Raw genomic sequence first — 19,466 nt, forward strand, 5'->3', positions numbered from 1 at the left:
AGGGTGTAAGTCCCGAACCCCGAAGACAGAAGTAGAGGTTAGCCAAGAGCAAGGGTGTCCGTGGTGACGCGGAATCTGAAGGAAGCTGGAGGCAAAACACCGGTCCGAGGAACACGAACCTCATATAAGGCTAGGTATGATTGAGTGAGTTTGCAAAACAAAACAAAGCTCTTTCTGTCGAAGGTCATATCGAGTAGATGAGGCGGATAGATGGTGTGAAAGTGCATGTACTTACCCGGGGAGGTCTGGCGGATAGGTGAAGTACGCTTCATAACCTACTTAGTGATAAGTAGCTGAACCGTCAGAAGTCAGCAGAGGTCATAGTATTAGTTGGTCTAGAACAACTAAGAAGGACCGAACAATTAAGAGAGAATAGCCCTTGGCATTCAGTGAGTCATGATGAAAACAGAAAACGTAGTACCTCACTTGAGGAAGGAAGCGGTGAATCCCGTGGGGGACCTCTTGGAGGGTGGAGTGACCACTGGCATAAAGAGAACAGCTATTCACGGAAGGAGAATAACGATGCTTTTGAATCAAATCCTGTCACGGGAGAACATGCTTCAAGCACTAAAACGTGTAGAACAGAATAAAGGAAGCCACGGAGTAGATATGATGCCCGTACAAAACCTACGACAGCACATAGTCGAAAACTGGCTATCTATTAAGGAGGCAATTCTCAAGGGAACTTATGAACCAATGCCAGTCCGCAGAGTCGAAATCCCGAAACCTGACGGCGGTGTTCGTTTACTAGGAATCCCTACCGTAACAGACCGTTTGATTCAACAAGCAATCGCCCAAGTACTTTCAAAAGTGTATGACCCTACATTCTCTGAAAACAGCTACGGATTTAGACCAAACCGAAGTGCCCATGATGCGGTGAGGAAAGCGAAAGAATATATAAGAGATGGACATCGATGGGTTGTAGATATGGACTTGGAGAAATTCTTTGATAAGGTCAACCATGACAGATTAATGGGTACACTCGCGAAGAGAATCCAAGATAAACCATTACTGAAATTGATTCGTAAGTATTTACAATCGGGAGTCATGATTAATGGTGTGGTGTCAAGCACATTAGAAGGAACTCCACAAGGAGGACCATTAAGTCCGCTACTATCTAACATTGTACTAGATGAACTAGATAAAGAATTGGAAAGAAGAGGACACAAATTCGTTCGATATGCGGATGACTGTAACATTTACGTGAAAAGTAAACGAGCAGGACTTCGCACAATGGCAAGCATTCAACGATTCATTGAAGGAAAACTACGACTGAAAGTAAATGAAAAGAAATCAGCGGTCGACCGTCCATGGAAACGTAAGTTTCTAGGATTTAGCTATACCTATCATAAAGAGCCAAAGGTTCGTATCGCAAAAGAAAGCCTTAAACGAATGAAGAATAAAGTTCGTGAAATCACATCACGCAAGATGCCCTACCCGATGGAATACCGCATTCAGAAACTGAATCAATATCTAATGGGATGGTGTGGATATTTTGCGTTAGCAGACACCAAATCTATATTCCTTGAATTAGATAAATGGATTCGTAGAAGACTTCGAATGTGTCTATGGAAGAACTGGAAGAAACCGAAAACAAAGATACGCAACCTTATTCAACTTGGCGTACCACAATGGCAAGCGTATGAATGGGGAAATACTCGGAAGAGTTATTGGCGTATTTCAAATAGTCCAATATTACACAGAACCCTTGGTAACTCCTATTGGAGAAACCAAGGGTTGGAAAGTCTTGAAGCTCGTTATGAAAACTTGCGTCAATTATCTTAATTGAACCGCCGTATACGGAACCGTACGTACGGTGGTGTGAGAGGACGGGAGTTAATCGCTCCCTCCTACTCGATTAGTTAGCTTGAGCTAATTTTTTAGCAAGGCGTGATTTTTTACGGCTTGCAGCATTTTTATGAATGATTCCTTTGCTTACTCCTTTATCAAGAGCTCTTGTAGCTTGAATCACTAATTCTTGAGCGTTTTCAGCACCGCTTGCGATTGCTTGTTCAGCTTTTTTAACAGCAGTACGCATTGCTGATTTAGCTTGAGCGTTTGCAACGTTTGCTTTTTTCGTAGTTTTTACACGTTTAATTGCTGATTTAATATTTGGCATTTTTTTCACCTCCTAGTTGAAATACGAGATGACAATTTTTCAAAAATATCATTTGTCAATACAACAAAAAACATTATACAAAAGGTAATCTATATTTGCAATACATAAATGCAAAGAATATTTACTTGACAGATTGAACATGATAGAGAAGAGGTGATAAAAATGCAAGAAATTATCTGGAATAGAACCGATTTAATTGATGAAACAGAAGAGGTTGTTCAACATCAAACGAAACAACAAAAAGAGAAACTAGATGATACAGAAGGAGTCAAATTTGAAGAATTTTACGAAAATCGAGTAAAAGTGACAAAGGTGACCGTCAATCAAGAAGGAGCTAAAGAGATTGGAAAAAAAGAAGGGCAATATTTTACCTTAACTGTTCCAACATTGAATATTGACGATCACGATGGTATGAAGCAGTTGGAAAAAGCATTTGTTAAATATATCGATGAAATTCATCAAAATATTAAGTTAACAAAGAAGAGTAAAATATTAGTAATTGGACTCGGCAATAAGACAATCACACCTGATGCGATAGGCCCGTTTACTATTGATGCAATGCAATCAAAACAGTTAGAAGAACATAATGAACAATTTATTTTATATGCTCCGGGTGTAACTGGGCAGACGGGGTTTGAAACGAGTGATTTTGTACTTGCATTAGCAGAAAAAATTCAACCCGATTTAGTTATCGCCATCGATGCTTTAGCAACGAGAGGAACAGCTAGATTATGTAAAACAATCCAAATAACTAATACCGGAATTCATCCAGGGTCAGGTGTCGGAAATCAGCGGGCAGAAATATCAAAAGAAGTGTTAGGTATTCCTGTAACCGCAATCGGTGTTCCAACGGTCGTTGATGCTACGGTTATTATTGCTGATGCGGTAGATAAGGTATTTCGTTCCATTGCGACAAAAATTCAAGAGAAAGACAAGCCTTCTGGCAAACTTTCTGTCACATCTTGGACATCGGATTCAAATTCAGATGTCGATTTAAATGTTGTTCGACCGATTTTTGGAGAATGGTCGACTTGGTCAAAGGCTGAACGAAGGCAACTATTTGAGGAAGTATTGTTATCTGGTTCGCAAAGACTTATTGTTACGCCGAAAGAAGTCGACATTTGGATGACGAAGTATTCGGTATTGATTAGCAATGGTTTATTTAATTGGGTAGAAGATAGATTGAACTAGTTCTAAAAATTCTCTTTCTTCCATATCGTAGTGGAAGGAGAGGATGCTATGATTAAAAAAATTCAAGGATTTGTACTGTTATTGCTTTTCTTTTTCTTGTTACCAATCATTACAGGACTATTACCTTTTCCAAACAACGAGAAATTTGTTCCTGCCACACCAGAAGAAAAGATAGTCTATGCATCGAATGATTTAGTAGTATCTGATGTTGTGCCTCCAAAAGATCCTTTTAAAGTGTTGCTCGTGTTTACCCATTCCCATGAAACGTATAAGCCTTTCGTGGAGAATGAAAAGGGAATGGTCGCTGTATACGATGATCATTCAAATTTATTTTCCATGCAAAGTTTGTTTGAAGATTATTTTCGGTTAAATGGAATTTCTGCGACAACTCTTGATGTAGATGTAATGAATGTCATGAAGCAGAATGGCAAAGCTTTTCATGAGGCTTATAAAACAGCTAGGCCATATATTGCCGAAGAATTAAAATCAAATCATTATGATTTGATTTTGGATATTCATCGAGATTCTACTTCTCGAAATAAAACAACGATTGTTCATAAAAATGTTTCCTATGCGAAAGTAGCTTTTGTTATTGGTGCAGAAAATCCAAATTATAAATCTAATAAAACGCTTGCTCAAGCCTTAAGTGATTCAATGAATCAAATTATACCAAATATTTCAAGAGGTATTATTGAGAAAAAAGGCAGCGGTGTGGATGGGGTATATAATCAAGATTTGGCAAAAGAAATGATATTAGTGGAGATTGGTGGCATTGATAATACAGAAGATGAAGTTTATCGTACTGTTGCCGTAATGGCGCAAGCGGTGGCGAATAGTATTGCAAAACAATAAATTTATATTTGCAAGTAGCGTTTAAGAGAATGACTTTTAAACGCTATTTTTTATTTTCACAAGGCAATTATGATTATTTTATAGAATAAGAATAAAGATTCCCTTTATTTGCTTATCTTGTTTATTATTGTGCTTACGCCATACTTCATAGTATAATTCAACTTAGTTTATTGTAACTTTGTAAAATCATGTTGAAAAACAACACAAAATAGCAGTATATAGTGAAAGGTGAAAAGCCTCCTGCGAAAACCAAATGACTTTGGTTAGATTCAAATCGCATGGAGGCATTTGTTAGGAGTGGAAATATGAATCGTGAAGAACGCTTAAAACGACAAGAACGCATTAGAAACTTTTCAATAATAGCTCATATTGACCATGGAAAATCTACATTAGCGGATCGCATTTTGGAAAAAACGAAAGCTTTAACAGAGCGAGAAATGAAAGAACAGCTACTAGATTCGATGGATATAGAACGAGAACGTGGAATTACAATTAAATTAAACGCTGTTCAGTTAAAGTATCAAGCAAAAGATGGGGAAATTTATATCTTCCATTTAATCGACACTCCAGGACACGTCGATTTTACTTATGAAGTGTCAAGAAGTTTAGCTGCATGTGAAGGAGCCATTTTAGTTGTAGATGCTGCGCAAGGAATTGAAGCGCAAACACTAGCAAACGTTTATTTAGCGTTAGATAATGATTTAGAAATATTGCCGGTAATAAATAAAATCGATTTACCTGCAGCTGATCCAGAAAGAGTTCGCAATGAAATTGAAGATGTGATTGGTCTCGATGCGGAAGATGCGGTGTTAGCGAGTGCAAAAGCAGGCATCGGTATTGATGAGCTTTTGGAGCAAATTGTTGAAAAAGTACCTGCTCCATCAGGAGATCCAGATGCACCTCTGCAAGCATTAATCTTCGACTCATTATATGATGCTTATAAAGGTGTTATTGTTTCTGTAAGAATCGTAAACGGAACAGTAAAACCTGGAGATAAAATTCGATTTATGGCAACAAATGCGGAATATGAAGTGGTAGAAGTAGGTGTACATACGCCGAGAGTGACTCCTGTTGAAGAGTTGACGGTTGGTGATGTAGGTTACATTACTGCTTCAATTAAGAATATTCATGACACGAATGTGGGGGATACAATCACCCATGCGGATCGTCCGGCGAAAGAACCTTTGCCAGGTTATCGAAAGCTAAATCCAATGGTATTTTGCGGCCTTTATCCAATCGATACAGCAAAATACAACGATTTACGAGACGCATTAGAAAAACTTGCACTAAATGATTCTGCATTACAATTTGAACCTGAGACATCTCAAGCATTAGGTTTTGGGTTCCGCTGTGGTTTCTTAGGTTTATTGCATATGGAAATTGTGCAAGAACGCTTAGAAAGAGAGTTCCAGCTTGACCTTATTACGACAGCTCCATCTGTTATTTATGAAGTGGAATTAACGGATGGTTCAAAAGTTAGGGTGGATAACCCTTCCATGATGCCAGCACCACAAAAAATAAACCAAGTGTTAGAACCATATGTCAAAGCAACCATTATGGTGCCAAACGATTATGTTGGTGCGGTAATGGAATTATGCCAAAAAAAGCGTGGCACATTTATCAACATGGATTACATTGATTCAACACGAGTGAGCATCTTTTATGAAATGCCACTTTCAGAAATCGTTTATGATTTCTTCGATCACTTAAAATCGAATACAAAAGGTTATGCTTCATTCGATTATGAGTTAATTGGTTATAAACCTTCGAAACTTGTGAAAATGGATATTTTAATCAATGGTGATCAAGTCGACGCATTAAGCTTCATTGTACATCGTGATTTTGCGTACGAAAGAGGAAAAGTCATTGTTGAAAAATTAAAAGATATTATTCCGCGTCAACAATTCGAAGTACCTGTACAGGCGGCTATTGGAACAAAAATTATTGCCCGCTCTACAATTAAAGCAATACGTAAAAATGTGTTAGCGAAATGTTATGGAGGAGACATTTCCAGAAAACGTAAACTTCTTGAGAAACAAAAAGAAGGTAAGAAGCGCATGAAGCAAGTAGGATCTGTTGAGATTCCGCAAGAAGCGTTCATGGCAGTATTAAAAATGGATGACGAAAAGAACTGAGTTAAACAAAAATTTGGAAAAGCCATTCGGTAGTCGGATGGCTTTTTATTTGTTACATTGAATTTTATGATTGAAACGGTACAATAGTAAGATAAATAGTGTTAAAGAAAGAAGGGATAGAATGGTCCGAGGAGTTTACATCCATATTCCTTTCTGTCATCAAATATGCAATTACTGTGATTTTAATAAAGTGTTTTTTCACAATCAGCCAGTAGATGAATATATTGAAGCAGTTGGGAAAGAGATTGCAATGGCTGTAAATAATATGCCGGAGCAATTTGAAAATATAGAAACAATCTACTTAGGTGGAGGTACACCAACAGCATTATCTCCTAATCAAATCAGCCGTTTGCTAGAATTAATTGCAAAACATTTAAACATTGATGTAATAGAATTCACTGCTGAAGCTAATCCAGATGAATTAACAATAGAAAAATTAAAAGCATTGAAAAATGGTGGGGTCAACCGTTTAAGTTTAGGGGTTCAATCATTTGATCAACAACTTCTTCAAAAACTAGGGAGAACACATACCAATGATGATGTTTATAAAGCAATTGACAATGCGATTGCTGTTGGTTTTCAGAACATTAACATTGATTTAATGTACGGGCTACCTGGACAGTCAATTGAACTGTGGGAAGATACTTTAGAAAAAGCTCTTGCACTAAACTTGCCCCATTATTCTGCATATTCATTAATTGTGGAACCAAAGACTATTTTTTACATTCAGTTTTCAAAAGGAATGTTGCATTTGCCACCTGAAGAACAGGAAGCGAAAATGTATGATTTGTTGATGGAGCGTATGGAGGATAGCGGCCTTTCTCAATACGAAATTAGTAATTTTGCAAAGGAAGGTTTTCAATCGCTTCACAATAAAATTTATTGGGATAACGACGAATATGCAGGCTTCGGTGCTGGTGCCCATGGGTATATGAATGGCATTCGCTACTCCAATTATGGACCTATCAAAAAATATTTACAATCCATCCATATGGGACAGCTGCCAATTCTTCATCGCCATCAAGTTTCGATTAACGAAAAATGTGAAGAAGAAATGTTTCTCGGATTACGAAAAAATGAAGGAGTTTCGTACCAACAGTTTGAAAAGAAAATAGGATTTTCGTTAAATGAAAAATATGGTGAGATTATAAGCAAACTGATGGATGATGGGTTAGTGATGGAAGAGGAAGGTCGAGTAAAACTAACAAGAAAAGGTCGTTTTTTAGGAAATGAAGTGTTTCAACAATTTTTATTGTACGAGTAGGTTATTTCATTGACACTAATTCATAGTTTTGTTAATTTAATTATAGTATTAGCACTCTCTTTTTATGAGTGCTAACAGAGGTGGTTTCAATGTTAACTGATCGTCAATTACAAATATTGCAAGTAATCGTTGATGATTTTGTGATATCAGCTCAGCCTGTTGGATCACGTCAAATTTCCAAGAAAAAAGGAATTAATTACTCACCTGCCACAATTCGAAATGAAATGGCAGATTTAGAGGAGCTTGGGTATTTAGAAAAGACACATGTTTCTTCTGGACGTATTCCTTCAGAAAAAGGATATCGTTATTACGTAGATCACCTACTGCAACCGAAACGTATGTCTGTTCATGAAATAAATTTAATACAATCCATTTTTGAAAAACAAAAGGTTGAAATTGAACAAATCATACGTGAATCAGCAAGCATATTATCCGAATTAACATCTTATACAGCGATTCTACTTGGTCCAAATGTAACGGATCATCGGGTTAAACGCTTTCAAATTATACCTCTTTCAAAACAAACAGCTGTTGCGATTATCGTAACAGATATGGGTCATGTAGAAAACCAAGTTATAGCATTACCTGAAGGTTTTGATGCTTCAGATATTGAAAAAACAGTTAACATTCTTAATGAAAGGTTAATTGGTGTACCGTTAATTCATTTGCAAAGTAAATTAGAAAAAGAAACATATGAAGTATTAAAACAACATGTTCATATGGCTGATTCTCTCATTCTTTCGTTAATAAAAGTTGCATCTGTGGAAAATGATAGTAAAATTTACTTTGGCGGAAAAACAAATATGCTGAATCAGCCGGAATTTCATGATTTAAATAAAGTCCGCCAGTTGATGGAATTAATGGATAAGAAAAACCAAGTAATTTCACTGTTTCAGCCAGTGAAACAGGGCATTACGATTCGAATCGGGTCTGAAAACAATCATATTGCAGTCGAAAACTGCAGTGTAATTACCGCTTCCTATACTGCTGGTGAAGAGCAGAGCGGAGCCATTGCCATTATCGGGCCAACGCGAATGGACTATAAGCGGGTCGTGACGTTACTTGACATTGTAAGAAGAGGATTATCAAGAACTTTTTCGGAAAAATTGAATGATGGACAGTAAGGAGGATTATCAGTGTCCGAAACAACAGAAAACAAAGACCAACTAGAAGAAGCAGTTGAAAACGGTGAAACAAAACAAACATTCAAAGAAGAAGCAACTTTCTCGAATTCAGAAGAATTAATAGACGAGGAAGTCGTGAATGTAGAAGAAGATACATCGGCTGATGAAAGTTCACAAGCAGAACTATCAGTAGAAGAATATAAAACAAAAATAGCCGAGTTAGAAGCAAAATTAGCAGAAGAAGAAAATCGTTATTTAAGATTAAGAGCAGATTTTGAAAATTTGCGTCGCCGTAGTCAGCTCGACCTGCAAGCGGCAGAAAAATATCGTGCTCAAAGCTTATTAACAGATTTATTACCGATTATTGATAACTTCGAAAGGGCACTTCAAGTAAAAGTTACTTCTGAAGATGCTCAATCACTATATAAAGGAATTGAAATGGTTTATAATGCCCTCATAGATGCGACGAAAAAAGAAGGGCTAGAAGTGATTCCGGCTGTCGGTGAACCATTTGATCCAAATGTTCATCAGGCTGTAATGCAAGAATCAGATTCAGAAAAAGAATCTGGTATTGTCTTGAAGGAATTACAAAAAGGCTATAAATTGAAAGATCGCGTATTAAGACCTTCCATGGTTTCAGTAAATGAATAATTGAAATTTGAATGAAATTTGTGTGTGAAATAGGAGGCAAAATTCAATATGAGTAAAATTATTGGTATCGACTTAGGAACAACTAACTCTTGTGTAGCTGTATTAGAAGGTGGAGAACCAAAAATCATTCCTAACCCAGAAGGAAATCGTACAACTCCATCTGCTGTTTCATTTAAAAATGGAGAGCGTCAAGTAGGGGAAGTGGCAAAACGCCAAGCAATAACAAACCCAAATACAATTCTCTCTATTAAGTCTCACATGGGGACTGATTATAAAGTAAAGATTGAGGATAAAGAATACACTCCTCAAGAAATCTCTGCAATGATTTTACAATATTTGAAAAGCTATGCCGAAGACTATTTAGGAGAAAAAGTAACAAAAGCTGTCATTACAGTACCAGCTTATTTCAACGACGCACAACGTCAGGCGACAAAAGATGCTGGACGAATTGCGGGTCTTGAAGTAGAGCGTATCATTAACGAACCTACTGCTGCAGCTCTTGCATATGGTTTAGATAAATTAGATGAAGACCAAAAAATCTTAGTATTCGACCTTGGTGGAGGTACATTCGACGTATCCATTCTTGAACTTGGTGATGGTGTATTCGAAGTGCTTGCTACTGCAGGTGATAATAAACTTGGTGGAGACGATTTTGACAAAAAAATTATTGACTATTTAGTTGAAGAATTTAAAAAGGAACATGGCATTGACTTATCTAAAGACAAAATGGCAATGCAACGTTTAAAAGATGCTGCTGAAAAAGCGAAAAAAGATTTATCTGGCGTTACTTCTACACAAATTTCATTACCGTTCATCACAGCTGGCCCAGAAGGTCCTCTACACCTTGAAATGTCATTGACACGTGCGAAATTCGAAGAGTTAACAAAAGACTTAGTAGAACGCACAATGGGCCCTGTGCGTCAAGCACTTTCTGATGCTGGACTTTCTGCATCTGATATCGATAAAGTAATCCTTGTTGGTGGATCTACTCGTATTCCTGCTGTACAAGAAGCAGTTAAACGTGAAACAGGTCATGAACCACATAAAGGGGTAAACCCAGACGAAGTGGTAGCAATGGGAGCTGCTATCCAAGGTGGCGTAATCTCTGGTGACGTGAAAGATATCGTATTGTTGGACGTAACTCCGCTTTCATTAGGTATTGAAACAATGGGTGGAGTATTTACGAAATTAATTGAACGCAACACAACAATTCCAACATCAAAATCACAAATTTTCACTACTGCTGCAGATAACCAACCAGCTGTGGACATTCACGTTTTACAAGGAGAACGTCCAATGGCAGCAGATAACAAAACATTAGGTCGATTCCAATTAACAGATATTCCACCAGCTCCACGTGGTGTACCACAAATTGAAGTAACATTTGATATCGACAAAAACGGTATTGTGTCTGTTAAAGCAAAAGATCTTGGCACTGGCAAAGAGCAAAAAATTGTTATTCAATCGAACTCTGGTTTATCAGAAGAAGAAATTCAACGCATGATTAAAGAAGCAGAAGAGAACGCTGAAGCGGATGCAAAGCGTAAAGAAGAAGCAGACCTTCGAAATGAAGCAGACCAATTAGTGTTCCAAGTTGATAAAACAATTACAGATTTAGGCGATCAAATTACAGAAGATGAAAAGAAATCTGTGACAGATGCAAAAGAAGAGTTAACGAAAGCATTAAAAGAAGGTTCAATTGATGATATCAAGTCTGCAAAAGAAAAACTTGAAGGTGTTTTACAACCGTTAGTGATGAAAGTATATCAACAAGCTGCACAACAAGCACAAGCAAACAATGCTCAAGGAGAAGACAAAAAAGATGACGGTGTAGTAGATGCAGACTTTGAGGAAGTAAAAGACGATAAATAATAAATTGCCAATGATATAAGCGAAAGGCGGTTCTAATAAATAAACCCTCCTTCGTTGACCGCCTTTCGATTTGTATTGTCAATATTGGTTGATTGAATAATTGGAAAGCAAGAAAGTCAAAGCCGTTTTTGGTCTTTGACTTTTTCCATGATATAGACTGAATGATAGCATTATAAGGTAAAGTATCTTTCGCACACGCTTACATTAAAATAATGCAATTTTTAATGTAGCGTTTGTGGCAGATACATCATAGAAATAGAAAACTGTGTTAAATTTTCTCATCTTTTATTTGCATGGTTTAAATAAACTTCATTTCAATCTTTAGCATATATGATAAAATAGACCTTATGTAAAAGAGAGCGAGTGTGAGGTATGAAACGCGACTATTATGAAGTCCTTGGCGTAAGCAAAAACGCAACGAAGGATGAAATAAAAAAGGCATATCGAAAATTATCGAAAAAATATCATCCCGATCTTAATAAAGAACCTGGTGCAGATGAAAAATTTAAAGAAATTAGTGAAGCATATGAAGTTTTAAGTGATGATCAAAAAAGAGCACAATATGACCAATTTGGTCATGCAGGTGTCAATGGACAAGGCGGTTTTGGCGGCGGAGGATTTAGTGACTTCGGTGGCTTTGGCGGTTTCGAAGATATTTTTGATACTTTCTTTGGTGGTTCAAGACGTAGAAGAGATCCGAATGCCCCTCGAAAAGGTGACGATTTACAATATCGTATGAACATTTCTTTTGAAGATGCAGTATTTGGTAAACAAACAGAAATCGAAATCCCGAGGGAAGAACAATGTGATACGTGTAACGGTTCTGGTGCAAAACCTGGTACATCACCAAAAACATGCGATAAGTGTAACGGTACTGGGGAAATGAGCCAAGCTATTGATACTCCATTAGGCCGCATTGTCAACCGTCGTACTTGTAGCTATTGCCAGGGCACTGGTAAAATAATCGTGGAAAAATGTTCGACTTGTGCAGGAAAAGGAACTGTACAAAGAAGGAAAAAAATTAAAATTACTATCCCAGAAGGAATCGATGACGGTCAACAATTACGCGTATCTGGTCAAGGAGAACCAGGCATTAATGGTGGACCACCTGGGGATTTATATATTGTCTTTCGTGTTGGAAAACATCCTTATTTTGAACGAGATGGAGACGATATTTACTACGAATTAAAAATTACGTTCCCTCAAGCAGCTTTAGGGGATGAAATTGAAGTTCCAACAATTCATGGAAAAGTGAAATTAAAAATTCCAGCAGGTACTCAATCGGGCGCTCAATTCCGAATTAAAGATAAAGGTGTAAAAAATATTCATGGATATGGAAGAGGTCACCAATACGTGAATGTAAAAGTTGTTACTCCGACGAAATTAACAGAACGTCAAAAACAACTATTGCGGGAATTTGCTGAAATTAGCGGTGATATTCCTGAAGAACAAGGAAGTTCATTATTTGATAAATTGAAAAAAACTTTTAAAGGTGAAACAAAATAAGGAATAATGATAGAAAAGTGGAGTGTGATTGCAAGTGAAATGGACTGAATTATCAGTACTAACAACAACTGAAGCGGTGGAAGCGGTATCGAATATTTTTCATGAGGCTGGAGCAAGCGGAGTTGTCATTGAAGAATCTTCAGAACTTAGTAAAAATCGTGAAAATCAATATGGAGAAATTTATGAATTAAATCCCGATGATTATCCAGCACAAGGGGTGATCGTTAAAGCCTATCTTCCTGCATCCAGCTTCTTAGCGGAAACTATTGAGGAGATAAAACTTGCAATCGCAAATTTAAAGAATTTTGATATTAATGTCGGTGAAAATATATTAACAACTTGTGAAGTTCACGAAGAAGACTGGGCGACTGCTTGGAAACAATACTATCATCCAATTAAGGTGTCAGAGCGATTTACGATTGTACCTACTTGGGAAGATTATCAGCCAAAAAATTCAGATGAAATCATTATTGAGTTAGATCCTGGCATGGCTTTTGGTACAGGAACTCACCCGACGACGGTCATGTGTTTACAGGCTCTTGAAAAAACGGTGAAAGCGGGCGACGTAGTCATTGATGTTGGTACCGGTTCAGGGGTTTTATCCATTGCTTCAGCTCTACTAGGTGCAAATAAAGTGCATGCTCTCGATTTAGATCCTGTAGCTGTGAAGTCAGCACAAGAAAATGTTCAGCTAAATCATGTCGAGAAAATTGTGGAAGTGGAGCAAGGAAATCTATTAGAAAAGGTACAAACGGAAGCGGATGTTGTCGTAGCGAACATTTTAGCTGAAGTCATCATGACATTTACAGATGATGCATATTCGATTATCAAGCCGGGTGGATTCTTTATTACATCTGGAATCATCGGTGCGAAAAAAGAAGTTGTGAAAAGTGCTCTTGAAAAATCAGGTTTTATTATTGAAGAAGTATTAATGCTGGAGGATTGGGTATCCATCATTGCGAAAAAATAATTTTAGGAGTTGTCTTTAGGGCAACTCCTTACTTTTAGGAGGAAATAATGCAAAGGTATTTTGTTGATGAACCATTTAATGAACAAAAGCAATTGACAATTACAGGTGAAAGTGCTCGGCATATTTCGAAAGTAATGCGCATGCAAAAAGGAGACAAAATTATTGTCGTGCAAAAGGAAATTGCTTATCTTTGTACAATTCTTTCTGTTGGACAAGAAGTGTTAGTAGAGCAAACGGGTGAAACGATTCCTTCTCCTGAAATGCCCATTCAAGTAGACATTGCTTGCGGTTTACCTAAAGGAGATAAACTTGAATTTATAGCACAAAAAGGGACAGAGCTTGGCATGCATGCATTGATTCCTTTTGTAGCAGAACGATCCATCGTCAAATGGGATGAAAAAAAGAGCGATAAGAAAATCCAACGGCTATCCAAAATAGCTCAGGAAGCTGCAGAACAATCCCATCGCACATTTGTGCCGATTATTTCCCCTCCTCTTTCATTCAAACAACTATTGGAAACATTTCCTTCATACGATGCAGTATTTGTTGCTGATGAAGAAGAGGCTAAGGGTAAGCGCACAAGATTTGCGGATCAGCTAAAAAAAGTGTATGATAGTGAATCGAAGTGCATTTTATTTATTTTTGGCCCAGAAGGTGGAATTTCAAGGAAAGAAATTGAACTTCTAAAAGAACAAGGTGCACTCAGTGTTGCTTTAGGTCCAAGAATTTTACGTGCAGAAACGGCGCCATTATATGTCCTTTCTGCCATATCATATGAATTTGAATGAAAGAGGTGTGTTGCCTTGCAAACGGTGGCGTTTCACACATTAGGCTGTAAGGTAAATCATTACGAAACTGAGGCCATTTGGCAATTATTTAAAGAGAATGGTTACGAACGTGTTGATTTTGAAGAACAAGCAGACGTTTATGTCATAAATACATGCACTGTTACAAATACAGGAGATAAAAAGTCCCGCCAAGTTATTCGTAGAGCTATTCGTCAAAATCCGGATGCTGTGATATGTGTAACAGGATGTTACGCACAAACTTCACCTGCTGAAATTTTAGAAATTCCAGGTGTGGACATTGTGGTAGGTACGCAAGATCGAGTAAAAATGCTTGATTATATTGAACAGTACCGTAAAGAGAGACAGCCCATTAATGCAGTACATAATATTATGAAAAATCGCGTATTTGAAGAATTGGATGTTCCTTATTTTACTGATCGCACTCGTGCTTCGTTAAAAATACAAGAGGGTTGCAACAACTTCTGCACTTTCTGTATTATTCCTTGGGCGCGCGGATTAATGCGTTCACGTGATCCACAAGCAGTAATCAAACAAGCACAAGCGCTTGTAGATGCAGGTTATTTAGAAATCGTGTTAACGGGTATTCATACAGGTGGATACGGTCAAGATTTTAAAGATTACAATTTAGCCCAATTGTTACGCGATATTGAAGCAAATGTAAAAGGAATTAAACGTTTGCGAATTTCATCGATTGAAGCCTCTCAAATAACAGATGAAGTCATTGACGTATTGAGAAAGTCGAAAATCGTTGTGAATCATTTACACATTCCGCTCCAATCTGGTTCTGATACAGTTTTGAAGCGTATGCGCCGAAAATATACAATGGATTTCTTCGCGGAAAGATTAAATAAATTAAAAGAAGCATTGCCAAATTTGGCAATAACTTCTGACATCATCGTTGGTTTCCCAGGTGAGACGGAAGAAGAGTTTATGGAAACGTACAACTTTGTAGCTGAACATAAATTTGCAGAGTTACACGTATTCCCATATTCAAAAAGAACTGGAACTCCAGCGGCAAGAATGGAAAACCAAATTGACGAAGAAGTTAAAAATGAACGAGTACATCGTTTGATTACATTAAATGATCAATTGGCGAAAGAATACGCTTCTCGATTCGAAGGGGAAGTATTGGAAGTTATTCCTGAAGAACATGTGAAAGAATTTGGACCAAACATGTTAGCCGGTTATACAGATAATTATTTGCGAGTTGTTTTTGAAGGAACGCCAGATCTCATTGGAAAATTAGTTAAAGTGAAGATTACAAAAGCGGGATATCCATATAATGAAGGTCAATTTGTTCGCGTATTAGAAGAACAAGTTCAATAATAATTCATTGCGCATTCTTGTACAGATACAGGAATGCGCATTTGTTTTATTCATTGAACAATTTTCACCTTAATATGAATGATTTTCGTATGTTATCATAAGGTCAATTGGACAAGAATAAATAATACATTAAAGGAGCAATTACAATGATAACAAATTATGCTTCATATATTGACCATACGTTGCTCTCACCAGATGCAACGAAAGAACAAATTGGAAAATTGTGCCAAGAAGCAAGAAAATATGGCTTTGCATCTGTTTGTGTGAATCCATATTGGGTAAAGTACTGTAAAAATTTATTGCAGGACACATGCGTTAAAGTTTGCACAGTCATTGGTTTTCCTCTCGGAGCTACAACGACGGAAACAAAAATAATTGAAACAAAACAAGCAATTGAACAAGGTGCAGATGAAATTGATATGGTCATTAATATCGGATTGCTTAAGACGCGTGATTATGAACGAGTGAAAGAAGATATTCAACACGTTATTGATGCTGCGGGTGGAAAAATTGTGAAAGTAATTATTGAAACATGTTTGTTAACCGATGAAGAAAAGGTGAGAGCATGTCAATTGGCAGTTGATGCTGGTGCCGCATTTGTCAAAACATCAACAGGATTCTCAAAAAGTGGAGCCACTGTAGAAGATGTCGCATTAATGCGAAAAACTGTTGGCCAACAAGTTGGAGTAAAAGCTTCAGGTGGAATTAGAAGTTTTTCTGATATGAAAAAAATGTTGGAGGCTGGAGCAAATCGTATTGGTACTAGCAGCGGAGTCAGAATTATTGAAGAAACTTTATAGGATTTCTATTGACTCAATATTTACAATACGATATAATTTTCGAGTACACAATTAACGCATGTTTTCTGTGTATTGACGTGTGTTCGGAGGGAGGGAAAAGAGATGACAAAAACTGTCGTAAGAAAAAACGAAACACTTGAAGATGCTCTTCGTCGCTTCAAACGAACTGTATCTAAAAGTGGTACAATTCAAGAGATTAGAAAACGCGAATATTATGAAAAACCAAGCGTAAGACGTAAGAAAAAATCTGAAGCTGCACGTAAACGTAAGTGGTAATCTAATTATACCCTTCGTTCGTAACACGCGTAAGATACACTTTAGCTTAGTAAATCATACCCTAGTATTTGTTAAACAAATACTAGGGTTTTTTGCATTAATACTTCAATCATTTACATACTTAACAGAGGAACAACAATTGATTTTCATGTACAATATAATTAATTATTAAATGAAAAATTTGAAACTTTTCATTCAATTGAGACGTAAACAATATTGAGGAAGGAGGGAACAGATGAATCAGCCGCACATTTTCCGATGGATTGTACTTCTAGCAGCTACATTGTTTTTCTTATTTCCGAATAACACTTTTGCGAAAGAAAAAGTATATCACATTCCTATAGAAAATGAAGTCGAAAGAGGTTTATATGAATTTTTAAAACGTTCCTTTAAAGAAGCGATTGAAAATAAAGCAGATGCTATCGTACTTGAAATACATACCCCAGGTGGCTATGTTGACGTCGCTTACGATATAGGAAAATTAATGGATGAGACGCCTGCGAAAATTATAGCATTCATTAACTCAAAAGCTCTTTCAGCAGGTGCTTATATCGCTCTTCATGCAGATGAAATCTACATGACACCAAATGCGACGATGGGAGCGGCGCAAATTATCGATATGAATGGAAATGCTGCAAGTGAAAAAGCGAATAGTGCTTGGATTAAAAATATGCAAGCTGCAGCAGAATCAACTAATCGAAATCCAGATTATGCACGAGCAATGGCGGATGCTAGCCTTGATTTGCCAGAATTGAATAGTCCGAAAGGGAAACTGTTAACATTAACAGCTGAAGAAGCTTATCGAATAGAATACTCTAATGGAACGGTTGAAAATTTAAATGAATTGTTAGCGAAAACAGGTTTTGAGAATAGCGAAGTTTTTTCCATTCATGAAACATTTGCTGAAAAACTGGCTAGATTTTTAACGAACCCGATTGTGGTAACGTTATTGTTAACAATCGCCTCTCTAGGTTTAGTGCTAGAACTATTTTCTCCTGGTTTTGGGGCACCGGGTATCATTGGTATAATTTCATTAATTTTATTTTTCTTCGGCCACACAGTAGCAGGTTTTGCAGGTCTTGAAACGATTATACTATTTATAATCGGTTCTGTTTTTCTAATTGCTGAGCTATTTGTGCCTGGAGGAATTTTAGGCCTCGTTGGTGGTGCTATAATGATCATCAGTCTATTATTTGCTGGTGAAAGTATCGTTCATATGGCTTATTCAATTATCATAGCATTGGCAATTGCCATAATAGGAATGGTGGTATTAGTGAAGTTTTTCGGAAAAAATCTACATGTCTTTAGCAAACTCGTCTTGAAGGAGGCAACCTCCACAGAAGAAGGTTATGTATCCAATGTCAATCGCATTGATTTAATTGGGAAAGAAGGAATAACGATTACACCATTGCGTCCCTCTGGAACGGTATTAGTAGACGATGAAAGAATCGATGTTGTTTCAGAAGGTAGTTACATCGATTCCAACAAAAAAGTTAAAGTGATTGAAGTAGAGGGGTCACGCATTGTTGTTAGAGAAATAAAAGAGAAAGAGGGAGATTAAGCATGATGTTTATTGATGGTTTATTCGTCACTTCCATTGTTGGAATTGTCTTTGCAATCATTGTATTAGGAATTTTCTTTACATTCGTACCAGTAGGTCTGTGGATTAGCGCTTTAGCTGCTGGCGTGCGAGTAAGCATTTTAACTTTGATTGGAATGAGATTACGTCGAGTAATTCCTGGTCGTATTGTAAATCCATTAATTAAAGCTCATAAAGCTGGTTTAGATGTGACAATCAATCAATTAGAGTCCCATTATTTAGCTGGTGGTAACGTTGACCGCGTTGTAAATGCATTAATTGCTGCGCAAAGAGCAAATATCGAATTATCTTTTGAACGTGCCGCTGCAATCGACTTAGCTGGTCGAGACGTATTAGAAGCGGTTCAAATGTCAGTAAATCCTAAAGTTATTGAAACACCGTTTATTGCTGGTGTTGCCCTTAACGGGATTGAAGTAAAGGCTAAGGCAAGAATTACTGTACGTGCAAATTTAGACCGTTTAGTCGGTGGTGCGGGCGAAGATACGGTGATTGCCCGCGTTGGTGAAGGGATTGTTTCAACGATTGGTTCGAGTGAATCCCATTCAAAAGTTTTAGAAAATCCAGATTTGATTTCTCAAACTGTGTTGAAAAAAGGATTAGATGCCGGAACAGCTTTTGAGATTTTATCCATCGATATTGCAGATGTGGATGTTGGTAAAAATATTGGGGCAGAATTGCAAATTGAGCAAGCTCAGGCTGATAAAAATATCGCTCAAGCGAAGGCGGAAGAACGACGTGCAATGGCAGTAGCGAAAGAGCAAGAAATGGTTGCTAAAACCCAAGAAATGAAAGCAAAAGTAGTAGAAGCTGAAGCACAAATTCCGATGGCAATGGCGGAAGCTTTACGATCTGGTAATTTAGGAATTATGGATTATATGAATTACAAAAATATTCAAGCGGACACTGCAATGCGTGATTCTATTGCAAATGTGACAAAGAATCAACAAGAGGATTAAGAGATACTCCTCCAG

The 19,466-nt window shown here is 37.2% G+C and carries 17 protein-coding genes; 16 read left to right on the forward strand and 1 reads right to left on the reverse strand.

Annotation, left to right across the window (positions count from 1 at the left end; translation table 11 throughout):
* Positions 1–522 precede the first annotated feature (522 nt).
* Positions 523–1,785 carry a group II intron reverse transcriptase/maturase gene (gene ltrA / locus NSQ18_RS13765; protein WP_339289691.1) on the forward strand — a complete coding sequence of 421 codons (1,263 nt, stop codon included), beginning with the start codon at positions 523–525 and terminating at the stop codon, positions 1,783–1,785.
* A 73-nt stretch (positions 1,786–1,858) separates the two neighbouring features.
* On the opposite strand, the gene rpsT is transcribed toward ltrA, so the two are convergent.
* Complete coding sequence (rpsT, locus tag NSQ18_RS13770; RefSeq protein WP_016838584.1) at positions 1,859–2,119, reverse strand: 30S ribosomal protein S20; 261 nt, start codon at positions 2,117–2,119, stop codon at positions 1,859–1,861.
* Positions 2,120–2,281: 162 nt separating this feature from the next.
* On the opposite strand from rpsT, the gene gpr reads away from it, so the two are divergent.
* The 15 genes from gpr (at position 2,282) to floA (ending at position 19,451) form a co-directional block, all read left to right on the forward strand.
* Entirely contained in the window at positions 2,282–3,310 is a 1,029-nt protein-coding gene (gene gpr, locus NSQ18_RS13775; RefSeq protein ID WP_339288384.1) for a GPR endopeptidase, read from the forward strand.
* Between the two features lie 48 nt (positions 3,311–3,358).
* Positions 3,359–4,162 carry a stage II sporulation protein P gene (gene spoIIP / locus NSQ18_RS13780; protein WP_016838582.1) on the forward strand — a complete coding sequence of 268 codons (804 nt, stop codon included), beginning with the start codon at positions 3,359–3,361 and terminating at the stop codon, positions 4,160–4,162.
* Positions 4,163–4,467: 305 nt separating this feature from the next.
* Positions 4,468–6,297: a translation elongation factor 4 gene (lepA, locus tag NSQ18_RS13785; protein ID WP_096551238.1), complete on the forward strand. Its 1,830-nt coding sequence runs from the start codon at positions 4,468–4,470 to the stop codon at positions 6,295–6,297.
* A 121-nt stretch (positions 6,298–6,418) separates the two neighbouring features.
* Complete coding sequence (gene hemW, locus NSQ18_RS13790) at positions 6,419–7,561, forward strand: radical SAM family heme chaperone HemW (protein WP_168412332.1); 1,143 nt, start codon at positions 6,419–6,421, stop codon at positions 7,559–7,561.
* 89 nt (positions 7,562–7,650) lie between these two features.
* Positions 7,651–8,685 carry a heat-inducible transcriptional repressor HrcA gene (gene hrcA / locus NSQ18_RS13795; RefSeq protein WP_168412331.1) on the forward strand — a complete coding sequence of 345 codons (1,035 nt, stop codon included), beginning with the start codon at positions 7,651–7,653 and terminating at the stop codon, positions 8,683–8,685.
* A 12-nt stretch (positions 8,686–8,697) separates the two neighbouring features.
* Positions 8,698–9,336 carry a nucleotide exchange factor GrpE gene (grpE, locus tag NSQ18_RS13800; RefSeq protein WP_016838578.1) on the forward strand — a complete coding sequence of 213 codons (639 nt, stop codon included), beginning with the start codon at positions 8,698–8,700 and terminating at the stop codon, positions 9,334–9,336.
* A gap of 48 nt (positions 9,337–9,384) precedes the next feature.
* Positions 9,385–11,208, forward strand: a complete 1,824-nt coding sequence (gene dnaK / locus NSQ18_RS13805) for a molecular chaperone DnaK (RefSeq protein WP_016838577.1) — start codon at positions 9,385–9,387, stop codon at positions 11,206–11,208.
* Between the two features lie 372 nt (positions 11,209–11,580).
* Positions 11,581–12,714: a molecular chaperone DnaJ gene (dnaJ, locus tag NSQ18_RS13810; protein WP_016838576.1), complete on the forward strand. Its 1,134-nt coding sequence runs from the start codon at positions 11,581–11,583 to the stop codon at positions 12,712–12,714.
* Between the two features lie 34 nt (positions 12,715–12,748).
* Positions 12,749–13,684: a 50S ribosomal protein L11 methyltransferase gene (gene prmA, locus NSQ18_RS13815; protein WP_026019091.1), complete on the forward strand. Its 936-nt coding sequence runs from the start codon at positions 12,749–12,751 to the stop codon at positions 13,682–13,684.
* A gap of 47 nt (positions 13,685–13,731) precedes the next feature.
* The gene (locus NSQ18_RS13820; RefSeq protein WP_016838574.1) at positions 13,732–14,472 is read left to right on the forward strand and encodes a 16S rRNA (uracil(1498)-N(3))-methyltransferase; all 741 of its coding nucleotides are present in this window, start codon (positions 13,732–13,734) and stop codon (positions 14,470–14,472) included.
* Positions 14,473–14,487: 15 nt separating this feature from the next.
* Positions 14,488–15,819, forward strand: coding sequence for a tRNA (N(6)-L-threonylcarbamoyladenosine(37)-C(2))-methylthiotransferase MtaB (gene mtaB, locus NSQ18_RS13825; protein ID WP_016838573.1), 1,332 nt, complete (start codon positions 14,488–14,490; stop codon positions 15,817–15,819).
* A gap of 146 nt (positions 15,820–15,965) precedes the next feature.
* A complete protein-coding gene (deoC, locus tag NSQ18_RS13830; protein ID WP_096551221.1) occupies positions 15,966–16,619 on the forward strand; it encodes a deoxyribose-phosphate aldolase in 654 nt (217 codons plus the stop codon).
* A 102-nt stretch (positions 16,620–16,721) separates the two neighbouring features.
* Complete coding sequence (gene rpsU / locus NSQ18_RS13835) at positions 16,722–16,895, forward strand: 30S ribosomal protein S21 (protein ID WP_016838571.1); 174 nt, start codon at positions 16,722–16,724, stop codon at positions 16,893–16,895.
* 235 nt (positions 16,896–17,130) lie between these two features.
* Positions 17,131–18,456: a nodulation protein NfeD gene (locus NSQ18_RS13840; protein ID WP_339288390.1), complete on the forward strand. Its 1,326-nt coding sequence runs from the start codon at positions 17,131–17,133 to the stop codon at positions 18,454–18,456.
* 5 nt (positions 18,457–18,461) lie between these two features.
* Complete coding sequence (floA, locus tag NSQ18_RS13845; RefSeq protein WP_026019090.1) at positions 18,462–19,451, forward strand: flotillin-like protein FloA; 990 nt, start codon at positions 18,462–18,464, stop codon at positions 19,449–19,451.
* Positions 19,452–19,466: the final 15 nt, after the last annotated feature.

This window comes from Ureibacillus sp. FSL K6-0786 (assembly GCF_037965165.1).
Taxonomy (GTDB): domain Bacteria; phylum Bacillota; class Bacilli; order Bacillales_A; family Planococcaceae; genus Ureibacillus; species Ureibacillus thermosphaericus.